This window comes from Flavobacterium plantiphilum, assembly GCF_046000495.1.
GTDB classification, from domain to species: Bacteria; Bacteroidota; Bacteroidia; order Flavobacteriales; family Flavobacteriaceae; genus Flavobacterium; species Flavobacterium plantiphilum.
Genome location: NZ_JBELQA010000001.1, coordinates 498,513 through 515,730 on the forward strand (window position 1 = coordinate 498,513; position 17,218 = coordinate 515,730).

Sequence of the window (17,218 nt, forward strand, 5' to 3'; positions counted from 1 at the left end):
TAGCTTGGTTAACTAAGATGGTTTTAGTAATTTTAGGTGATTAACCCTTTATAACATACAAAAAACTATTTTATGACAAATTTAAATTATGGAATAATAGGTAATTGTAGAAGCGCTGCATTAATTTCTGAAACAGGAGCTATTGAGTGGTGTTGTTTGCCTGAATTTGATTCTTCTTCTGTATTCGGAAAAATTTTAGATGCTGAAATTGGCGGGAGTTTTGAAATTCGTTGTAGTGATGATTATAAAATTACTCAAAAATACCTTGAAAATACCAGTATTCTTGTAACCACTTTTAACAATGGTACAGATGCATTTGAAATTAATGATTTTATGCCCCGATATCGAAAAGACAAAGGCGGATATGTCATACCACCGGAGATTATACGTTACTTCAAAAAAATAAGCGGTTCACCTGTTTTTAAAGTTATTTACGACCCTAAATTAGAATATGCCTCTGGTCAGACAGTAAGTTATGTAAAAGAAGACCATATTATCAGTGTAAGTAATTCTACCAAATTTGACTCTTTATTTATGTATAGTAATTTTGATTTAACTGCTATAAAAGAAAGCAACGAAATTACACTGGAACAGGATGGATATATTTTACTGGCTTATAATGAAAAAATATTTACACCTACACAGACAAAGATAAACTTAGAATTTGAAAGAACTAAAACCTATTGGCTGGGTTGGGCTGATAAAACCACCGAATACAGAAAGTTCAACAAACAGATTATGCGTAGCGCTATAACACTCAAACTGCTTAGTTACGAAAAAACTGGTGCAGTTCTGGCAGCTGCAACTACCTCACTCCCTGAAACCTTAGGAGAAGTCAGAAACTGGGATTATCGCTTTTGCTGGATTAGGGATGCTTCTATGGTAGTCAAAGTTGTTTCCGGTTTAGGTCATAAAAAAATGGCTAAAAACTATTTACAATTTATTATAGATTTGGTTCCTGATAAAGATGAAAAATTGCAAATCATGTATGGCATCAATAAGGAAAAAACACTTACTGAAGAAACATTAGATCATCTTAGCGGTTATATGGGCAGTAAGCCTGTCAGGATAGGTAATGCAGCTTATTCACAACGCCAGAACGATATTTATGGTATTTTGATGGACGTTATCCATCAACAGCTTATCACTTTTAATAATGATACTGAAAACGGTGAAGAGCTGTGGAATATAACACAGGGTATTGTATGGGTGGTAGCAAAACACTGGCAGGAACCTGATAAAGGAATATGGGAATTCAGAACTGAAGAAAGACATTTTACATTTTCTAAAATTTTATGCTGGACAGCTGTTGATAAAGCTATCAAGGTAGCGAAAATTTTAGGGAAGAAATCTAAGGTAGAAAAATGGGAACCCCTTGCAGAAGCTATAAAAAATGATATTATGGAACATGCCTGGAATGATTCGGTACAGGCATTCACTCAGTCATATGGTTCTTATGATTTAGATACATCCGTACTTTTAATGGAAAACTATGGTTTTATTGAAGCAAAAGATCCAAAATATATAGCAACAGTCAAGGCTATTGAGCGCGATCTGAGCAATGACGGGCTTTTGTATCGTTACAAAAATAAAGACGATTTTGGTCATCCCTCCTCTTCATTTACTATTTGTACCTTTTGGTTCATTAATAGCCTGTATAAAATTGGAGAGACTAAGAAAGCAGAAAAACTTTTTGAGCAACTTCTTAGTTACAGTAATCATTTAGGTTTGTTTAGTGAAGATATTGATTTTAAGACCAAACGATTACTGGGTAATTTTCCGCAAGCATATTCACATCTGGCACTCATCGAAACCGCCATTAACCTTTCTAATATTACCGAAGAAGAAGAGGTTCTGGGAGCTATTAAAAACTAAATAAAAAAAGAGTCGCAATAAGGAAATTTCGACTCTTTTTTTATACTGAGAGAAATCAAGAAGTTATTATCTGTCGTAACAAATCATGAACCTCAGTATTATCCTCTATGTAATAATTAGCGACTGTTTTTACATTCCCTACTTTTACTGTATGAGCATTTTTTGGAAGTTCTTCAAACATAAATTCATCAGTCCAGTCATCGCCTATAGCAAAAATAAAATCATAATTACTATTTAAAACTATATTGGAGGCTGCGCGTCCTTTATTCACATTACTGTTTTTTACTTCTAATACTTTATTTCCTTCAAGAACAGTTAGCGTATGATTAAAAAGAAAACTTTTTAACACATGTTTCAATTCCATCGTTCTTAACGCAGCCATCTTTGCATCTGCTTTTCTGTAATGCCAGGCTAATGAATATTCCTTTTCTTCAATTAAAGCTCCTGGAGTGCTATCAGTAAAAGCTTCCATTACGGGACGTATATTTTCTTTCCAATTGGACTTAAGATGGTCTAATGGTGTCCAGTCTTCTCCTTTTTTTCGCATCCAGGCACCATGATCAGTAACTAAAGTATAATTTTTATGACCAAACCAACTTTCAAGTGTTTTTCGGTCTCTTCCGCTAATGATCGCTATTTCTGTATTTTCATCTGAATTTATCTGATCCAGTAAATCGTATACTTCCTGACCGGGACTGGCTTCACCCGGATTATTTTTAAAACCGACTAAGGTTCCGTCATAATCCAGTAAAAATAATTTTCGGGAAGCTTTTTTATATTCAGAAGCTATTTCCTCTATTTTAGTCGGAATAAGTTTTTGAGCTATCTGTAACGGTACAGTATCTTTAGCAACTTTTAATCCTTTCAGAAATTCTTTAGCCCAACGCTCCACATCATAACGGGAAATTCTTTTTTGAAGTGCTTCTAATCTTGTTTTTTGTTCTTCAGCCGGCATTTCCAGCGCTTCTTTAATACAGTCAGCAGTCTGATCAAAATTATTTGGATTTACAATTAAGGCTTCATGCATCTCCTTAGCTGCACCGGCCATTTCGCTCAATATAAGAACACCATCATTTTTAGTTCTGGTTGCTATATATTCTTTTGCAACTAAGTTCATTCCGTCCCTTATAGGAGTAACCATTGCAACATCTGAAGAGACATATAAATCTATAAGTTCATGAAAAGGCAATGCTCTGTAAAAATACCAGACAGGAGTCCAGCTAATCGTAGAAAGATCACCATTTATTCTTCCTACCAGCTCATCTGTTTCTCTTTTTAAAAGTTGGTATTGCAATACATTTTCCCGCGAAGGAACCGCCAGCATTACCAGTCTTACTTTACCTTTATATTCCGGATATTTATTCAGAAAATATTCAAAAGATTTTATTCTGTTTGGAATCCCCTTAGTATAATCCATACGGTCAATACTCAGAATCAATTTGCTTTCTTCATTAGATTTATTGTGAAAATCAATGTTTTTCATCAATTCTGACTTAGAACTTTCCGGATATTTATGATGTTCAAGAGCAGCATTATGATATTTATTATAATCAATTCCCATAGGAAAAGAATCCACTTTTATAATTCTGTTATCATATGAAATTTCGTTGAAATTTATTTCAATACCTTTTAAACGCTCTACAGAACTTATAAAGTGTCGCACATAATCATAAGTATGAAAACCTATAAGATCTGCTCCAAGCATTCCTTGCAGTAACTCATTACGCCACGGACAGGTTCTGAAAATTTCATAGGAAGGATAAGGAATGTGCAGGAAGAAACCAATAGTAATGTTTTTTCTTTTTTTTCTCAGGAGTTCAGGCAGTAATAATAATTGATAATCATGAATCCATACGGTATCACCTTCATTTAGATGTTCTAAAACAACATCAGCAAATTTCTGATTTACTTCAACATATGATTTCCAATGATGCAATTCAAATTCTGTATAAGCCTGAAAATAATGAAATAAAGGCCATAAGGCAGCATTACTAAAGCCGTAATAATAATTGTCAATATCATACTGATTAAGCGGTACCGAAATGCATTTCTCTTTAGCTAATGCTTCATTAACTTCCAGTTTCTGTTTCGGGTTAATCACTTCTTCAGTAAGTCCTGACCACCCAATCCAGATACCGTTTCCCTCAGAATGTACTGATTTCATTCCCGTAGCTAATCCTCCTGAACTGGATTTTACTATTAGCTTTCCTTCATTATATTTAAGATCGACAGGTAACCTGTTTGAAACGATAATTGTTTTTTCCATTTTATATTTATTATTGTTTTTTCACTTTTTCTAGAATGATTTTTTGAACTGATTAAAAATAATATGTCTGTCTTTAAAAAAGATTATAGTATTATTTTTATAGTTTACAGAATCTCCATAAAATCCTGAAAATTTGATTTAGTTGAATAATATACAAAAAAAATATAGATTTTCAGTGTTTTATTTCATTTTATTCTTGTTTTTCTGATTTTTACCCTATTTTATTCAAACAATATTTTAAAAAGTTATGATAATTTCAGTCTAAATTAAAATTGTGCAATATTTCATTGTAATTGTATAAAATTACTCAGGACTGATTATGTAATTTTAAGTAAATTATAAAAGATAAAATCATGAGTACTAATAAACACAACCCTACGAACAACAATAATAAAGGATCGGACAACAGAAGTGACACCAGAAAACATCAATATAAAGATCATGATGAAGTGTTAACTAATGATGAAAATTATGATGTCGATACTCAAAAATTTAAAGGTGAAGAGCCCGATTTTGATGATAAAATGAATAACGAAGAGAAAAAATAAATAAAAAACGTCCTAAAAAATTAGGACGTTTTTTATTTGCAAAAGGAAAACTCAATTAATTTTCCGACTTTGGAATTGAATCTTTTCCATATTGTTTGTCAAAACAATCAGGATCATTGTTATCAACCAAATTGGTATTCCGTACAATATCTTCTTCATCAACAAATTGATGAGTCGCATTTTTATCAGATTCATTTCCTGATTCATATGGTTTCTTATCGGGTTTGATATCTTTTAATGGTTTTTCATTTTGTGGTGTTCCATACAACTCTTCGTTGTCATTTGTTAAACCAGCATCATGATTTGTTACCGGTTCCATTTTTGAGTATGGTTTTTCTGAAAAACCTTTTTTTGTGGTATCATTTTTATCTTTATTCGTTTCCATAATATTTAAAATTAAATTAATAAATACGCTAGCTTAAAAAATATTTTTTTATGCTTTATTACTGACCCAAAGTATAGCTTCTTCATCATTCTCTTTTGAAAACCCCTTAAATTCTCCAGGAATAATATAACTAAAAGCCTTTGTGAATGAAATTATATTTGAAGAATCGGTTATTATAGCAGCACGATTCCAATTTCCAAGATTTTTTAATCCTAAAAGTGCATCCTGATAGCAGGCACTATCTGTAAAATTAATGTTGGTATCCAGATAAAGTATAAAATTTATTTCATCAGTTTGTGAAACTAATTTTTGGACAGCCGGAACAATAATATTGGTGTAATCCTCATGTGTCACTTCTCCAATAGCCTTAAATGCAACTATCTGGGGAGGGACATCTTTTATTTCTGTTATCATTATGTAATGTTTAAATTCATCTGTCTAAATTACTTTAATGTGTAGCCAAAAGGTTATAACATTTTTTTATTTCCTTTAAAGATTTCCATTTGAAGCAACACTACATTGTATAACTATTTATTGAAATTTTGTAAAACAGTCTGTCTCGTTATTAATAATTTTACATTAAAGCTTATCAATATAAGCATAACAAAATTGTACCGATGCCTGTTGCAACGAAGATCACGGGTAGTCAGGTTGCTGTAGTAACTGTAATGGAGTATGTGCTTTCCACCCGTTCGTACATACAATAATCCTACGTTTTCTTTAATTAATAAAGGAAATCAGTCACACAGCAATAGCATAAGCATCGGTACTTTTTTTTAAACTCCTTCCCTCCTATTTTCTCCTTAAACATCATTCTTCAAAGTATTATGGATTTATAAATGTAAAAGTTATAAAGACTAACTGTAATTATGTAAAAACACAGGTTCTGAAAATTTTAATTTTAGATGCTATTTAAGCAATGTCGAATTTTAAAAATAACAGAACATGGATAAGAATATAAGCCTACCATTACAAAGACAAAGTTTACCGGGAGAACAGTCTAAAATGATTCCTGAACCGGAAATAATTCGTAAAAACTATAAAGGAGCTGATAAACTTTTGGGCAAAGTTGCATTGATTACCGGAGGTGACAGCGGTATTGGCAGAAGCGTTGCCGTGCATTTTGCCAGAGAAGGTGCTAAAGTTGCGATAATTTATCTGGAAGAAAATGAAGATGCACAGTTAACTAAAGAATTAGTGGAAGCCGAAAACAGCAATTGTTTACTTATACAAGGAGATTTAAAAGATCCTGAATTTTGTAAAAATGCTGTAGAAAAAGTGGTGTCAGAATACGGAAAATTAAATATTCTGGTTAATAATGCCGCTACTCAAATGCTTGAAAGTAAACTGGAAGACATTTCGAATGAACAATTGCATCTTACATTTGAAACCAATATTTACCCTTATTTTTATATTACTAAAAATACAATTCCACACATGAATGAAGGTGATTGTATTATTAACACAAGCTCAATTACAGCATATCGCGGCAGTGAACATTTATTAGATTATGCCAGTACTAAAGGAGCAATTGTAAGCTTTACAAGATCATTAGCCGGTAATTTAGTACAGAAGAACATTCGGGTAAATGGTGTTGCTCCCGGTCCTATATGGACTCCATTAATTCCTGCCAGTTTTAAAGATGTTACAACTTTTGGAAAAGATACCCCGATGAAAAGAGTGGGTCAGCCTTCTGAAGTAGCTCCCGCTTATGTTTATTTAGCATCTGAAGACAGCAGTTATGTTACCGGACAATTCATTCATGTGAATGGTGGTGAACCTGCAGGAAGCTAAAAATTTTATTAGTTTGTGATCTTATAATTCTCATACGGTCACAAACTAATAAAACAATAACTATCAGTGCTTTATAAAGTAAAATTATTTTTTTCAATCTTATACATTAAGTGCTTGTCTTTTAAATCGTATTAAAAAAAATTATTCACACGCAACTAATTTACTTTTCTTACATCTTTAAAATATCCTTTTGTTATTTTCAGAGGAATTTTTATTTGTAGAATTAGTAAGGTATTTATTAATCTTGAAGAACAACATTATTTATGCAATACTCAGCCCCAAAAAAGATTTTTCTTGAAACTCATAATATTAGAAATTTATATAGCGGATTCGGACAATTCAATTTCAATTTAGCTAAGGCGTTAAGCAAGGAAACCGATTTTTTAAATGAACATCAGCTTATTTTAAACTGTAATAACGACAAAATTAAACAAGAGTTAGGAAAATGTATTTCTTATAATAAATATTTTCCAATAACAAGATACCCATTTTTCAGAATAAAGAAAAACTTTCACTTATGGCATTCTGTAAATCAGAATACAAAAATTGAACCAGCAAGTAATTCCACTCCTTATTTATTGACTATTCATGATATAAATTTTTTAGAAGAAAACACAGGAAAAGATCTTGAACTAAGAATTAATCAATTAAAAAATAAAATTGAAAGAAGTGATGCAATTGTATATGTATCAGAATTTGCAAAAACCAGTACACACAATTATTTTAAGATACCGGATGTCCCTGAATTTGTAATTCATAATGGTAATAATTTCAATTATAAATATTCTAAATATTCAGAAATTTTTTGTTCTGGCTATGTACCTGACAAACCTTTTATTTTTTCTATTGGGCAGGTTGTTGAAAAAAAGAATTTTCACACTCTGATTGAAATGCTTCGGTTTCTAAATGACATTAATTTAATAATTGCAGGAGAAATAAAGGATGAATACGTAGACCTATTAAGACAGAAAATACAAACTTATAAATTAGAAAACAGAGTCTTTTTACTTGGTCCAATTTCCGAATCAGACAAAATTTTTTATTATAAAAACTGTCTTGCTTTTGCCTTTCCTTCTTTGAGAGAAGGTTTTGGATTACCGGTTTTGGAAGCGATGACCTTTGGCAAACCGGTATTTTTATCTAATAAGACTTCGCTGCCTGAAATAGGCGGAAAAGATGCCTTTTACTGGGAAAATTTTGATCCGGAATATATGGCTAAAGTATTTAATGAAGGCATGAGTAAATTTCACAATAATAAACAAACATATATATCAGCCTATAAAAACCGAGCCAAAGAATTTACATGGGAAAATGCTGCTAAGGAGTATATGAACGTATATAAAAGCATTTTACAATAATAAAAATGGAATAGCAAGGAAAGGTTGTTGTACACAATTTAATATCGGCAACAATAAATATTCAGAGTATAAAATGCATAACTACAAACAAGGAATTAATATTATCGGATACACAAAGGGCAGTTTTGGTCTGGGAGAAGCCGTACGTCTAAACATTAAGGCTGCTAAAAAACACAATATCCCGCTTTCTTTGATCGATTATAATGAAGTTAAAAATAATCCTAAATATCAATACTCATTTGAGTATCCGGTAAATTTGGTTCAGATTTCACTACAGGATCTTAAATCATTTTTTGGAGTCATCAATCCGGATTTATTTAAGGGAAAATACACAATCCTGTTTTTAGTATGGGAATCAGAATACATTGCACCTGAGCTATTAGAAAACCTGAATCTTTTTAATGAAATCTGGACTACTTCCCATTATTGTAAATCAATCTTTCAAAAAACCTATAATAATCCTATAATTATAGTACCACATCCTGTTGAAGTAGCTCTCGATACTGCTGACAAAAAAAATACGATTGCTTTTTTTGATGAAAAAAAGTTTAGCTTTCTGTTTATTTTCAGTTACCATAGTTCCATAGAGCGAAAAAATCCTTTTTTCCTGATTGAAGCATTTAAAACCGCTTTTGGAAATAATGCCAACGTAGAATTAGTGATTAAAACCGTTGGTGGTGACCATTATAGAAAATCCAGACAGCAATTACAAAAATGTATTTCCAATACCAAAAACATAAAAATATTTGATATTGAACTGGATAAAAACAATGTCAATCAGTTAATAAACAATTGTAATGCCTACGTTTCCATGCATCATTCCGAAGGATTTGGATTAACGCTAGCCGAAGCTATGTTTTTAGGCAAACCTACCATAGCCACTAATTATTCCGGAAATACTGAATTTATGAATGACAATAATAGTTATCTGATTGATTTTCAAGTTGGACATATTGAAAATCCGGATAAGAACTTTTGTGCTAAAACAATCTGGGCTAATCCTAAATTGTCCAGTGCAGTGGATAAATTAATTGAAGTTTATGAAAATCCTTCTTTAAGAAACAGCAAAGCAAACCATGCCAGCCTTTATATTAAAGAAAAATTATCATTTTATGCTATAGGGATGCTGATAAAAGAGCGGTTAAATTATCTGTATGCTAATTTTGAAAATGTTACTGCCGGTCAAAATCAAAATGCTTATTTTATAAATCAGTTACAGCTTGTAAAAGCGGAGAACACACAGCTTCAAAAAGAAATCAGAAGAATGAAAAAAAACATTATTATCCGTTTTATTCTTTTTCTAAAAAATTCAATTCGTAAAATAAAGCTTTCTATTAAAAATTCTTCGGTTAAAAAAAAAGAGTACAAAATGCCGGAATTAATATTTCAAAATTCAATTACATCGAATCAGAATAAAAAAGACAGAAAAGAGGTTGCATAACACAAACTCCTGATAGGATTAAAAACCTTCTTTCAGAATAGTATACACTAATTTTTGGGTTGGTTTTTGATCTTTTAATTTTTCTCTGACAGTTTCAAAAGGAACTTTAAAATCACAACCTGATTTATAATGACTGCATCCATAAGCTGAATTGCCTTTTATAATAGTTCCTCCCTGACATTTTGGACAAGCAAATTTATCAGATGTTGTTTCTGATATTGCCTTTGAAACTGTTTTTCTAGGCTCTAATTTAAGTTTAAAAGCATCATCAAAGCGAAGTAATCCTTCTATCATTGCACCTTCATCCGTTTTAAAATCTTTTAAATTTACCGTTGAACCTTTTTGAAGCAATCGTAAATATTGATTTTCTGATATTTTTTTCTCTGCAAAAATAAAGGGTAAAACAAAATCACACCCCAACTTATATCCGGAACATCCATAAGCTGATTTTCCTTTTATAAGATTTCCTTTTTTGCACTTAGGACAGGATTGCGCTTCTATTCCTGCCGCCTTTTTTTTCTCAACAGCTGCTTCTTCTTTTTGAATACTTCCGGCATGCGAAATATTAGCACGAGTAGTTTCGCTGCGTACTTCATACACCAAAGCATCAACCATACGCTTCATATTATTGATAAATGCAGCTGCGGTAAAAGTTCCTTTCTCAATATCTTTCAGTTGTTTTTCCCAGGAACCCGTCAATTCTGCCGATTTTATCAATTCATTCTGAATAATATCAATAAGCTGAATCCCTGTTGGTGTAGGCAGAACCTGTTTTTTATTTCGAATGATGTATTGGCGTCGGAACAAAGTTTCAATAATATTGGCTCTTGTAGAAGGTCTTCCGATACCGTTTTCTTTCATTAATTCACGCAAATCTTCATCATCAACCTGTTTTCCTGCCGTTTCCATTGCTCTTAACAAAGAAGCTTCTGTAAACTGATTAGGAGCTTTTGTTTCTTTTTCTAAAAACGAAGGTTCATGCGGGCCTTTTTCTCCCACAACAAAAGCAGGTAACAAATCTGTTTCTTTTTCCTTTGCGTTTGGATCTTCAAAGACAAGCCGAAAACCTTTTTTCAGAATTTCTTTTCCTGTTGTTTTAAAAGTAACATCAGCCGCTTTGCCAATTACTGTTGTATTTGCCACCAGACAATCATCATAAAAAACAGCAATAAAACGTTTTACAATAATATCATACACTTGCTGCTGATTGTATTGCAGATTGATTTGTACTCCTGTCGGGATTATAGCATGGTGATCGGTAACTTTTTTATCATTAAAAACTTTCGGAGATTTTTTAATTTTTTTCCCTAAAAGAACCTCGGTCAATGAAGCATAATTAGTCAGATTTTGCAAAATCCCGGGAACTTTAGGATAAATATCCGTTGGTAAGAAAGTAGTATCTACTCTGGGATAAGTCACCACTTTTTGTTCGTATAAAGTTTGTACTATTTTCAGCGTTTCATCAGCCGAAAACCCAAACTTAGTATTACAATACACCTGTAAACCAGTTAAGTCAAAAAGTTTCGGAGCATATTCGTTTCCATTCTTTTTTTCGACAGAAACAATTTCAAAATCACTTTCTTTGACTTTATCTGCCAAGAGTTGCCCGTCTTCTTTTTTTAAAAAACGACCTTCTTCATAGCTAAAAAGGATTTCCCGATATAAAGTTTGCAATTCCCAGTAAGGTTGCGGTTTAAAATTTTCGATTTCTTTAAAACGTTCTACGACCATTGCTAATGTTGGCGTTTGCACACGACCGATGGACAATATTTGTTTGTAGCCTCCATGTTTTACAGTGTACAAACGCGTAGCATTCATCCCAAGCAGCCAGTCTCCTATGGCTCTGGAAAATCCTGCATAATATAAATTATCATAATTAGCGGCAGGTTTGAGATTTTCAAAACCTTCTTTAATAGCTTCTGTAGTTAATGACGAAATCCACAGGCGTTTAACTTCGCCCTTATAATTAGCCTCATTCATTACCCATCGCTGAATCAGTTCTCCCTCCTGGCCGGCATCGCCGCAATTGATTACCACATCAGCTTGGTCAAATAAACTTTTTACAATTTTAAATTGCTTTTGAATACCGGCATTTTCCACAACTTTAGTTTCAAATTTATCGGGTAGCATAGGAAGGTTATTCAAATCCCAACTTTTCCAGTAAGCTTTGTAATCATTGGGTTCTTTTAAGGTACATAAATGACCAAAGGTATAAGTTACAGCATAACCATTCCCTTCATAATAACCATCATGTTTGGTATTTGCTCCCAATACGGATGCAATTTCGCGTGCTACACTTGGTTTTTCGGCAATACAGACCTTCATCTTTCCTTACTAATTTAAGGTCGCAAATTAAGAATTTACAAATTGGGAATAAAGAGAAATTACAAGGAGTTATACACTACAAGTGAATTATAATAAAATTAAATTTTACTTTTTAAATTTTCCCATTGTAATTCAGTTACATCCGTTAATTCAATTTTATTAATAACGTGTTGCTGACGGTATTTTTTTCCTATAGTACTGTATTCCCAAAAACGATGCGCATTAACAGGATACGGAATTTTTAAACGTGAAACTTCTAACTTTCCGTTTTCTTCCCAGTACAATTGATAAATGCCATACACATAATTCACTACATCATAAATAGTAAACTGTAACTTAAAGTCCAATCTTAAATCTTCATCATTGGCAAAACAGACAGCGCCGGATTCAAATTCATCTTCGACAAATGGAATTTCAATACTATTTTCAATTGTTTTTAAAACCAGCCTCTTCATTGTATATAAAACCTACTAATCATTAATCTGAAGAATTTTGCCAAATGCATGAGCGGCCTTATGCACTGATTCAGCCCAGTCATCAGCTGCATTATCATCAGCACCGTCAGAAATATATTTAAGACATACAAACGGAATATTTTCTCTCATCGCGATAGTAGCCAGTGCGTAAGCCTCCATATCCACCACATTATATTTAGTTTCATTATGGCTCATTTCAAAATTATCACCCGTACCACAAATACCCAGCGGTAACTTTTCTATTTTTAAACCATATTGTAATAGAGACGGCACTCCGGAAAAAGGAGTTTCATAAAGTTCATACCCCAAGCCACGTACGTCCATATCACGTTGTACAAATTGTGTACAGCAAATTACATCTCCCTTAGAAAATGTACTACTTCCGGCAGAGCCTAAATTGATAATTAAATCAGGTTTTTTATTATGAATTGCTTTTGTCAATTCATAAGCAGCGTTAATTTTTCCTATTCCTGTAAATAATTTATTTTGTTTATTAAATACGTCAGCAGCTTCTGATTCCAATGCAAATACAAAAAGTATCTTTTCTAATGGATATTTACAATCCTGATTGAGTGCAATCATTATTAATTTAGTTAACTATTTTAAAATTGTGAGTATATCTTTTCAAGAAAAGAAAAAAACAAAACTACAAATTTATAATAGTTGCGTGGTAAATAAATCAAATAAAAAAAGCCATCTCTGAAAATATCAAAGATGGCTGTTATTTTTTATATGACTGAAAAATTATTTTTTCATATTAGCTTTCAAGGCATTCTTCTCAGCTGTCATTTCTAATGCTCCATAAACTCCTGAAAGTGTTTTTACCACATCTTCGTTTTGAGGATCTAATTCATACGCTTTTTTCAAATACGGTAAAGTACTTTTAAACAACTCCTCTCTTTTCTTTTTCAAAACATCATAACGTTTCATATCCTTATCAGAAGTTCCTAACTTATTCATTTCTTCGATAAGAGGTTTTTCGTTTTGTAGTTTTAAAACAGCTAAGTTGATATAAGCGTTAGTATAATCAGGCTTAATTTCGATTGCTCTTTTATAATATTTCTCTGCATCAGCATTATTATTAGCATTTGCAGAAATCACTCCTAAATTGTATACTAATCCTGCATCATTAGGATTTTTTGCTAATACTTCCGTAATTATCTGTTTGTATTTATCAAAATCTTTAGTTTGAAGATATAAATTAGCCTCAGTTAACATTAAAGAAGTATCGTCCGGATTAGCTGCTGTAGCTTCTGCAACAGCTTTTTTAGCTTCAGCAATTTTTCCTTGATCTACTAATATCAAAGCCATATTTTTATAAATCTCCCCTCTTTTAGAAGGAATTTGTTCCGTTTTTGGATTTTCATGCGTTCCTAATTTCACTGCTTTGTCTCTTTCAGCAGCAGTAGCAAACGCATTTTCTTCACCATTTACTTTACTGGTAGCCAGATATTCTGTTGCTTTACCGGAATAGTTTAACTTTTTAAGCTCATTATACAGTTCCATTGCTTTATCATAATCTTTACCACTTACATAAGTGGAAGCTGCATAATAAAGATTTATAGTATCTTTTTTATCTAAAAGATAGGCTTCATATAATTTTTGAGCTCCTTCAATATTATTGTTTTCTTTAGTAGCTGCAACACCACTGTTAATTAACATACCTTTAATTCTTGTGATTGATGTTGCTGCCTGACTGGAATACTTTTGTTTACCGGAAGCTTTCTCAGCTGCTATTAATTCTTTATACGTATTGGCAGCCTGAGACATATTAACTTCGGTATCGACTTTTTTCTCTACCAGCGCCATATAAGCATTTCCTTTTAAAAAGAGATACTGGGCTTTTTCTTCATCAGATGCATTCGTCATTACAGGTTCGGCTTCTTTCAAAATTCTGAGCACTTCTGTCATATCGTCACCTTTTGCTGCTTTTTCTGCAGCTCTTAATTCTTTTTTCTGAGCAAAAGTAGCTACAGACAGCAATAAAGCTGATGCAAGCATTACAAATTTACCATTCATAATATTCATTTTTAATATTTAATAATTCACTTGGGTTACAAATTTAAGATTCATCATCTTCAGAGTCATCAACTTCTTCGTCTTCGATGCTATCTTCTTCTTCATCCTCTTCATCTTCCACAATGCCATCATCTTCTAGTACTTCTAATACTGGTTTTACTCTTTCAATGGCTGCATTTTCTATAACATTTCCGTTTTCGTCAAGTACCACTTCTTCAGCATCATCTTTCATTACTTTAGCAACCGCCGCAATAGAGTCATTTCCTTTCAGATTGATCAATTTAACTCCCTGGGTAGCACGCCCCATTACTCTTAAATCTTCAATTGCCATTCTGATAGTTAACCCGGATTTATTAATAATCATTAAGTCATCAGCATCGGTTACGGCACTTATAGAAATTAAACTTCCTGTTTTTTCAGTGATGTTAAGGGTTTTTACTCCTTTTCCTCCACGATTTGTAATTCTGTACACGTCTTCTCCATCATCATCTACTAACTTAGTACGTTTACCATATCCTTTCTCAGTTACTACTAAAATTTGAGTATCGTTGATATTGTCTTTGTCAACAGTAACCATACTAATTACTTCATCACTATCGTCTTTTAGCGTTATACCGCGTACTCCGGAAGCTGTTCTTCCCATCGGGCGGGTTTTAGTTTCTTCAAAACGAACTAACTTACCTGATTTAACGGCCAGAATAATTTGGCTTTCACCATTCGTTAATTCAGCCCCTAATAATTCATCGCCTTCTTTAATGGTAATAGCGGCAACTCCGTTAACTCTTGGTTTAGAATATTTCTCTAATGAAGTTTTCTTAACCTGTCCTTTCTTAGTTACCATAACTAAGTTATGTGTTTTGATATAATCCTGATCTTTCAAATCCTGAGTACAGATAAAAGCTTTAACTTTATCATCGCTTTCGATATTGATAAGGTTTTGGATCGCTCTGCCCTTAGCCGTTTTGCTTCCTTCAGGTATTTCATAAACCCGCATCCAGAAACATTTTCCTTTTTGAGTAAAGAACATCATATATTGATGGTTTGTAGCCACAAACATATGCTCTAAGAAATCCTGATCTCTTGTTCCGGCACTTTTTTGTCCTACTCCTCCTCTATTCTGCGTTTTGTATTCTGTTAAATTGGTTCGTTTAATATAACCGGCATGAGAAATAGTAATCACTACATTCTCATCGGCAATTAAATCTTCAATACTTACATCTCCGCCTGAATATTCAATAGTTGAACGACGGGCATCACCATATTTATCGCGTATTTCGGCTAATTCTTCTTTAATAAGCTCAGTTCTTAAATTCACATCAGCTAATAATGCCTTTAAGTGAGTAATTAATTTCATTAATTCCTCATATTCTGCTCTTAATTTATCCTGTTCCAGACCGGTTAACTGACGCAGACGCATTTCAACGATAGCACGTGCCTGAATGTCTGAAAGTTGGAACCTTTCTATTAATTTCTCACGGGCTTCTTCCGTGTTTTTAGAACCTCTGATTAACGCAATTACTTCATCAATATTATCCGAAGCAATAATTAAACCTTCTAAAATATGAGCTCTTTCTTCGGCTTTACGCAATTCAAACTGTGTTCTGCGAACTACAACATCGTGACGGTGCTCAATAAAGTAGTGAATCATATCTTTTAGATTCAACATTTGCGGGCGTCCTTTAACAAGCGCAATATTATTTACACTAAATGAAGATTGTAATTGTGTAAACTTATATAAGGTATTTAAAACCACATTAGGCGTAGCATCTCTTTTCAGAATATAGACGATACGCATTCCGTTTCTGTCTGACTCATCACGGATATTAGCAATTCCATCTATTTTTTTCTCATTGACTAAGTCAGCAGTACGTTTAATCATATCTGCTTTGTTCACCTGATATGGAATTTCAGTAGCAATAATGCATTCTCTGCCATCTACTTCTTCAAAACTTACTTTAGCACGCATTACAATACGTCCTCTTCCCGTTTTAAAAGCTTCACGAACCCCTTCATAACCATATATTACACCTCCTGTTGGAAAATCAGGAGCTTTTATATGATTCATTAATTCATCAATTTCGATATCGTTATTATCTAAATAAGCAAGTGTCCCATTGATAACTTCAGTAAGATTATGAGGAGGCATATTAGTAGCCATACCTACTGCAATACCGGTTGCTCCGTTTACTAATAAAGTAGGAACACGGGTAGGCATTACTTTTGGCTCATATAAAGTATCGTCAAAGTTCAATTGGAAATCAACGGTTTCTTTTTCGATGTCTGCCATTATTTCTTCCGAAATCTTACGCATTCTGGCCTCGGTATATCGCATTGCTGCCGGGCTGTCACCGTCTACAGAACCGAAGTTACCCTGACCGTCAACTAATAAATAACGTAAACTCCATTCCTGAGCCATACGAACCATGGCATCATAAACGGAAGTATCTCCATGCGGGTGATACTTTCCTAAAACTTCCCCGACTATTCTTGCAGATTTTTTGTGGGCAGATCTTGAAGTTACTCCTAAATCATACATTCCATAAAGCACTCTTCGATGTACTGGTTTCAAGCCATCTCTAACATCAGGAAGCGCTCTTGATACAATTACCGACATTGAATAATCAATGTAAGCTGATTTCATTTCATCTTCAATGTTAATAGGAATTAACTTTTCTCCTTCAGACATAAGTTGTTATATTAAATAATTATATTCATTTCAAAACGTGCCAAT

Annotated in this window: 13 protein-coding genes; 5 read left to right on the plus strand and 8 right to left on the minus strand. The window is 32.9% G+C overall.

The genetic code is table 11. The features are described 5' to 3' along the window. The first annotated feature begins 72 nt into the window (after window positions 1–72). Window positions 73–1,875: a glycoside hydrolase family 15 protein gene (locus ABS764_RS02130; RefSeq protein WP_408079478.1), complete on the plus strand. Its 1,803-nt coding sequence runs from the start codon at window positions 73–75 to the stop codon at window positions 1,873–1,875. 55 nt (window positions 1,876–1,930) lie between these two features. On the opposite strand, the gene ABS764_RS02135 is transcribed toward ABS764_RS02130, so the two are convergent. After that, the gene (locus tag ABS764_RS02135) at window positions 1,931–4,141 is read right to left on the minus strand and encodes a bifunctional alpha,alpha-trehalose-phosphate synthase (UDP-forming)/trehalose-phosphatase (protein ID WP_408079480.1); all 2,211 of its coding nucleotides are present in this window, start codon (window positions 4,139–4,141) and stop codon (window positions 1,931–1,933) included. Window positions 4,142–4,494: 353 nt separating this feature from the next. Here ABS764_RS02135 and ABS764_RS02140 point away from each other — a divergent pair, with 353 nt between their 5' ends. Further along, window positions 4,495–4,689 carry a hypothetical protein gene (locus tag ABS764_RS02140; RefSeq protein ID WP_408079482.1) on the plus strand — a complete coding sequence of 65 codons (195 nt, stop codon included), beginning with the start codon at window positions 4,495–4,497 and terminating at the stop codon, window positions 4,687–4,689. A gap of 55 nt (window positions 4,690–4,744) precedes the next feature. Here the strand turns inward: ABS764_RS02140 and ABS764_RS02145 are convergent, their stop codons facing one another. Next, window positions 4,745–5,074 carry a hypothetical protein gene (locus ABS764_RS02145; protein WP_408079484.1) on the minus strand — a complete coding sequence of 110 codons (330 nt, stop codon included), beginning with the start codon at window positions 5,072–5,074 and terminating at the stop codon, window positions 4,745–4,747. A gap of 48 nt (window positions 5,075–5,122) precedes the next feature. Further along, window positions 5,123–5,488 carry a SpoIIAA family protein gene (locus tag ABS764_RS02150; RefSeq protein WP_408079486.1) on the minus strand — a complete coding sequence of 122 codons (366 nt, stop codon included), beginning with the start codon at window positions 5,486–5,488 and terminating at the stop codon, window positions 5,123–5,125. A gap of 531 nt (window positions 5,489–6,019) precedes the next feature. On the opposite strand from ABS764_RS02150, the gene ABS764_RS02155 reads away from it, so the two are divergent. From ABS764_RS02155 to ABS764_RS02165, 3 genes are all read left to right on the plus strand, one after another. Next, the gene (locus ABS764_RS02155; RefSeq protein ID WP_408079488.1) at window positions 6,020–6,868 is read left to right on the plus strand and encodes an SDR family oxidoreductase; all 849 of its coding nucleotides are present in this window, start codon (window positions 6,020–6,022) and stop codon (window positions 6,866–6,868) included. Window positions 6,869–7,131: 263 nt separating this feature from the next. Continuing rightward, window positions 7,132–8,226, plus strand: coding sequence for a glycosyltransferase family 4 protein (locus ABS764_RS02160; RefSeq protein WP_408079490.1), 1,095 nt, complete (start codon window positions 7,132–7,134; stop codon window positions 8,224–8,226). 73 nt (window positions 8,227–8,299) lie between these two features. Continuing rightward, complete coding sequence (locus tag ABS764_RS02165; RefSeq protein ID WP_408079492.1) at window positions 8,300–9,667, plus strand: glycosyltransferase family 4 protein; 1,368 nt, start codon at window positions 8,300–8,302, stop codon at window positions 9,665–9,667. An 18-nt stretch (window positions 9,668–9,685) separates the two neighbouring features. Here ABS764_RS02165 and ABS764_RS02170 read toward each other — a convergent pair whose 3' ends face one another. The 5 genes from ABS764_RS02170 to gyrA form a co-directional block, all read right to left on the minus strand. After that, complete coding sequence (locus ABS764_RS02170; protein ID WP_408079494.1) at window positions 9,686–11,992, minus strand: type IA DNA topoisomerase; 2,307 nt, start codon at window positions 11,990–11,992, stop codon at window positions 9,686–9,688. A gap of 98 nt (window positions 11,993–12,090) precedes the next feature. Beyond that, entirely contained in the window at window positions 12,091–12,447 is a 357-nt protein-coding gene (locus ABS764_RS02175) for a hypothetical protein (RefSeq protein ID WP_408079496.1), read from the minus strand. 15 nt (window positions 12,448–12,462) lie between these two features. After that, window positions 12,463–13,050 (minus strand): 5'-methylthioadenosine/S-adenosylhomocysteine nucleosidase family protein, encoded by a 588-nt coding sequence (locus ABS764_RS02180; RefSeq protein WP_408079498.1) that lies wholly within the window; start codon window positions 13,048–13,050, stop codon window positions 12,463–12,465. A gap of 162 nt (window positions 13,051–13,212) precedes the next feature. Further along, window positions 13,213–14,487, minus strand: coding sequence for a tetratricopeptide repeat protein (locus ABS764_RS02185; RefSeq protein WP_408079500.1), 1,275 nt, complete (start codon window positions 14,485–14,487; stop codon window positions 13,213–13,215). Window positions 14,488–14,530: 43 nt separating this feature from the next. Then, a complete protein-coding gene (gene gyrA, locus ABS764_RS02190) occupies window positions 14,531–17,173 on the minus strand; it encodes a DNA gyrase subunit A (protein ID WP_408079502.1) in 2,643 nt (880 codons plus the stop codon). Window positions 17,174–17,218 lie beyond the last annotated feature (45 nt).

Excerpts from the sequence above, each read along its gene's own strand:
- ABS764_RS02130 (WP_408079478.1), top strand. The coding sequence starts at position 73 with ATGACAAATTTAAATTATGGAATAATAGGTAATTGTAGAAGCGCTGCA.
- ABS764_RS02135 (WP_408079480.1), bottom strand. The coding sequence starts at position 4,141 with ATGGAAAAAACAATTATCGTTTCAAACAGGTTACCTGTCGATCTTAAA.
- ABS764_RS02140 (WP_408079482.1), top strand. The coding sequence starts at position 4,495 with ATGAGTACTAATAAACACAACCCTACGAACAACAATAATAAAGGATCG.
- ABS764_RS02145 (WP_408079484.1), bottom strand. The coding sequence starts at position 5,074 with ATGGAAACGAATAAAGATAAAAATGATACCACAAAAAAAGGTTTTTCA.
- ABS764_RS02150 (WP_408079486.1), bottom strand. The coding sequence starts at position 5,488 with ATGATAACAGAAATAAAAGATGTCCCTCCCCAGATAGTTGCATTTAAG.
- ABS764_RS02155 (WP_408079488.1), top strand. The coding sequence starts at position 6,020 with ATGGATAAGAATATAAGCCTACCATTACAAAGACAAAGTTTACCGGGA.
- ABS764_RS02160 (WP_408079490.1), top strand. The coding sequence starts at position 7,132 with ATGCAATACTCAGCCCCAAAAAAGATTTTTCTTGAAACTCATAATATT.
- ABS764_RS02165 (WP_408079492.1), top strand. The coding sequence starts at position 8,300 with ATGCATAACTACAAACAAGGAATTAATATTATCGGATACACAAAGGGC.
- ABS764_RS02170 (WP_408079494.1), bottom strand. The coding sequence starts at position 11,992 with ATGAAGGTCTGTATTGCCGAAAAACCAAGTGTAGCACGCGAAATTGCA.
- ABS764_RS02175 (WP_408079496.1), bottom strand. The coding sequence starts at position 12,447 with ATGAAGAGGCTGGTTTTAAAAACAATTGAAAATAGTATTGAAATTCCA.
- ABS764_RS02180 (WP_408079498.1), bottom strand. The coding sequence starts at position 13,050 with ATGATTGCACTCAATCAGGATTGTAAATATCCATTAGAAAAGATACTT.
- ABS764_RS02185 (WP_408079500.1), bottom strand. The coding sequence starts at position 14,487 with ATGAATGGTAAATTTGTAATGCTTGCATCAGCTTTATTGCTGTCTGTA.
- gyrA (WP_408079502.1), bottom strand. The coding sequence starts at position 17,173 with ATGTCTGAAGGAGAAAAGTTAATTCCTATTAACATTGAAGATGAAATG.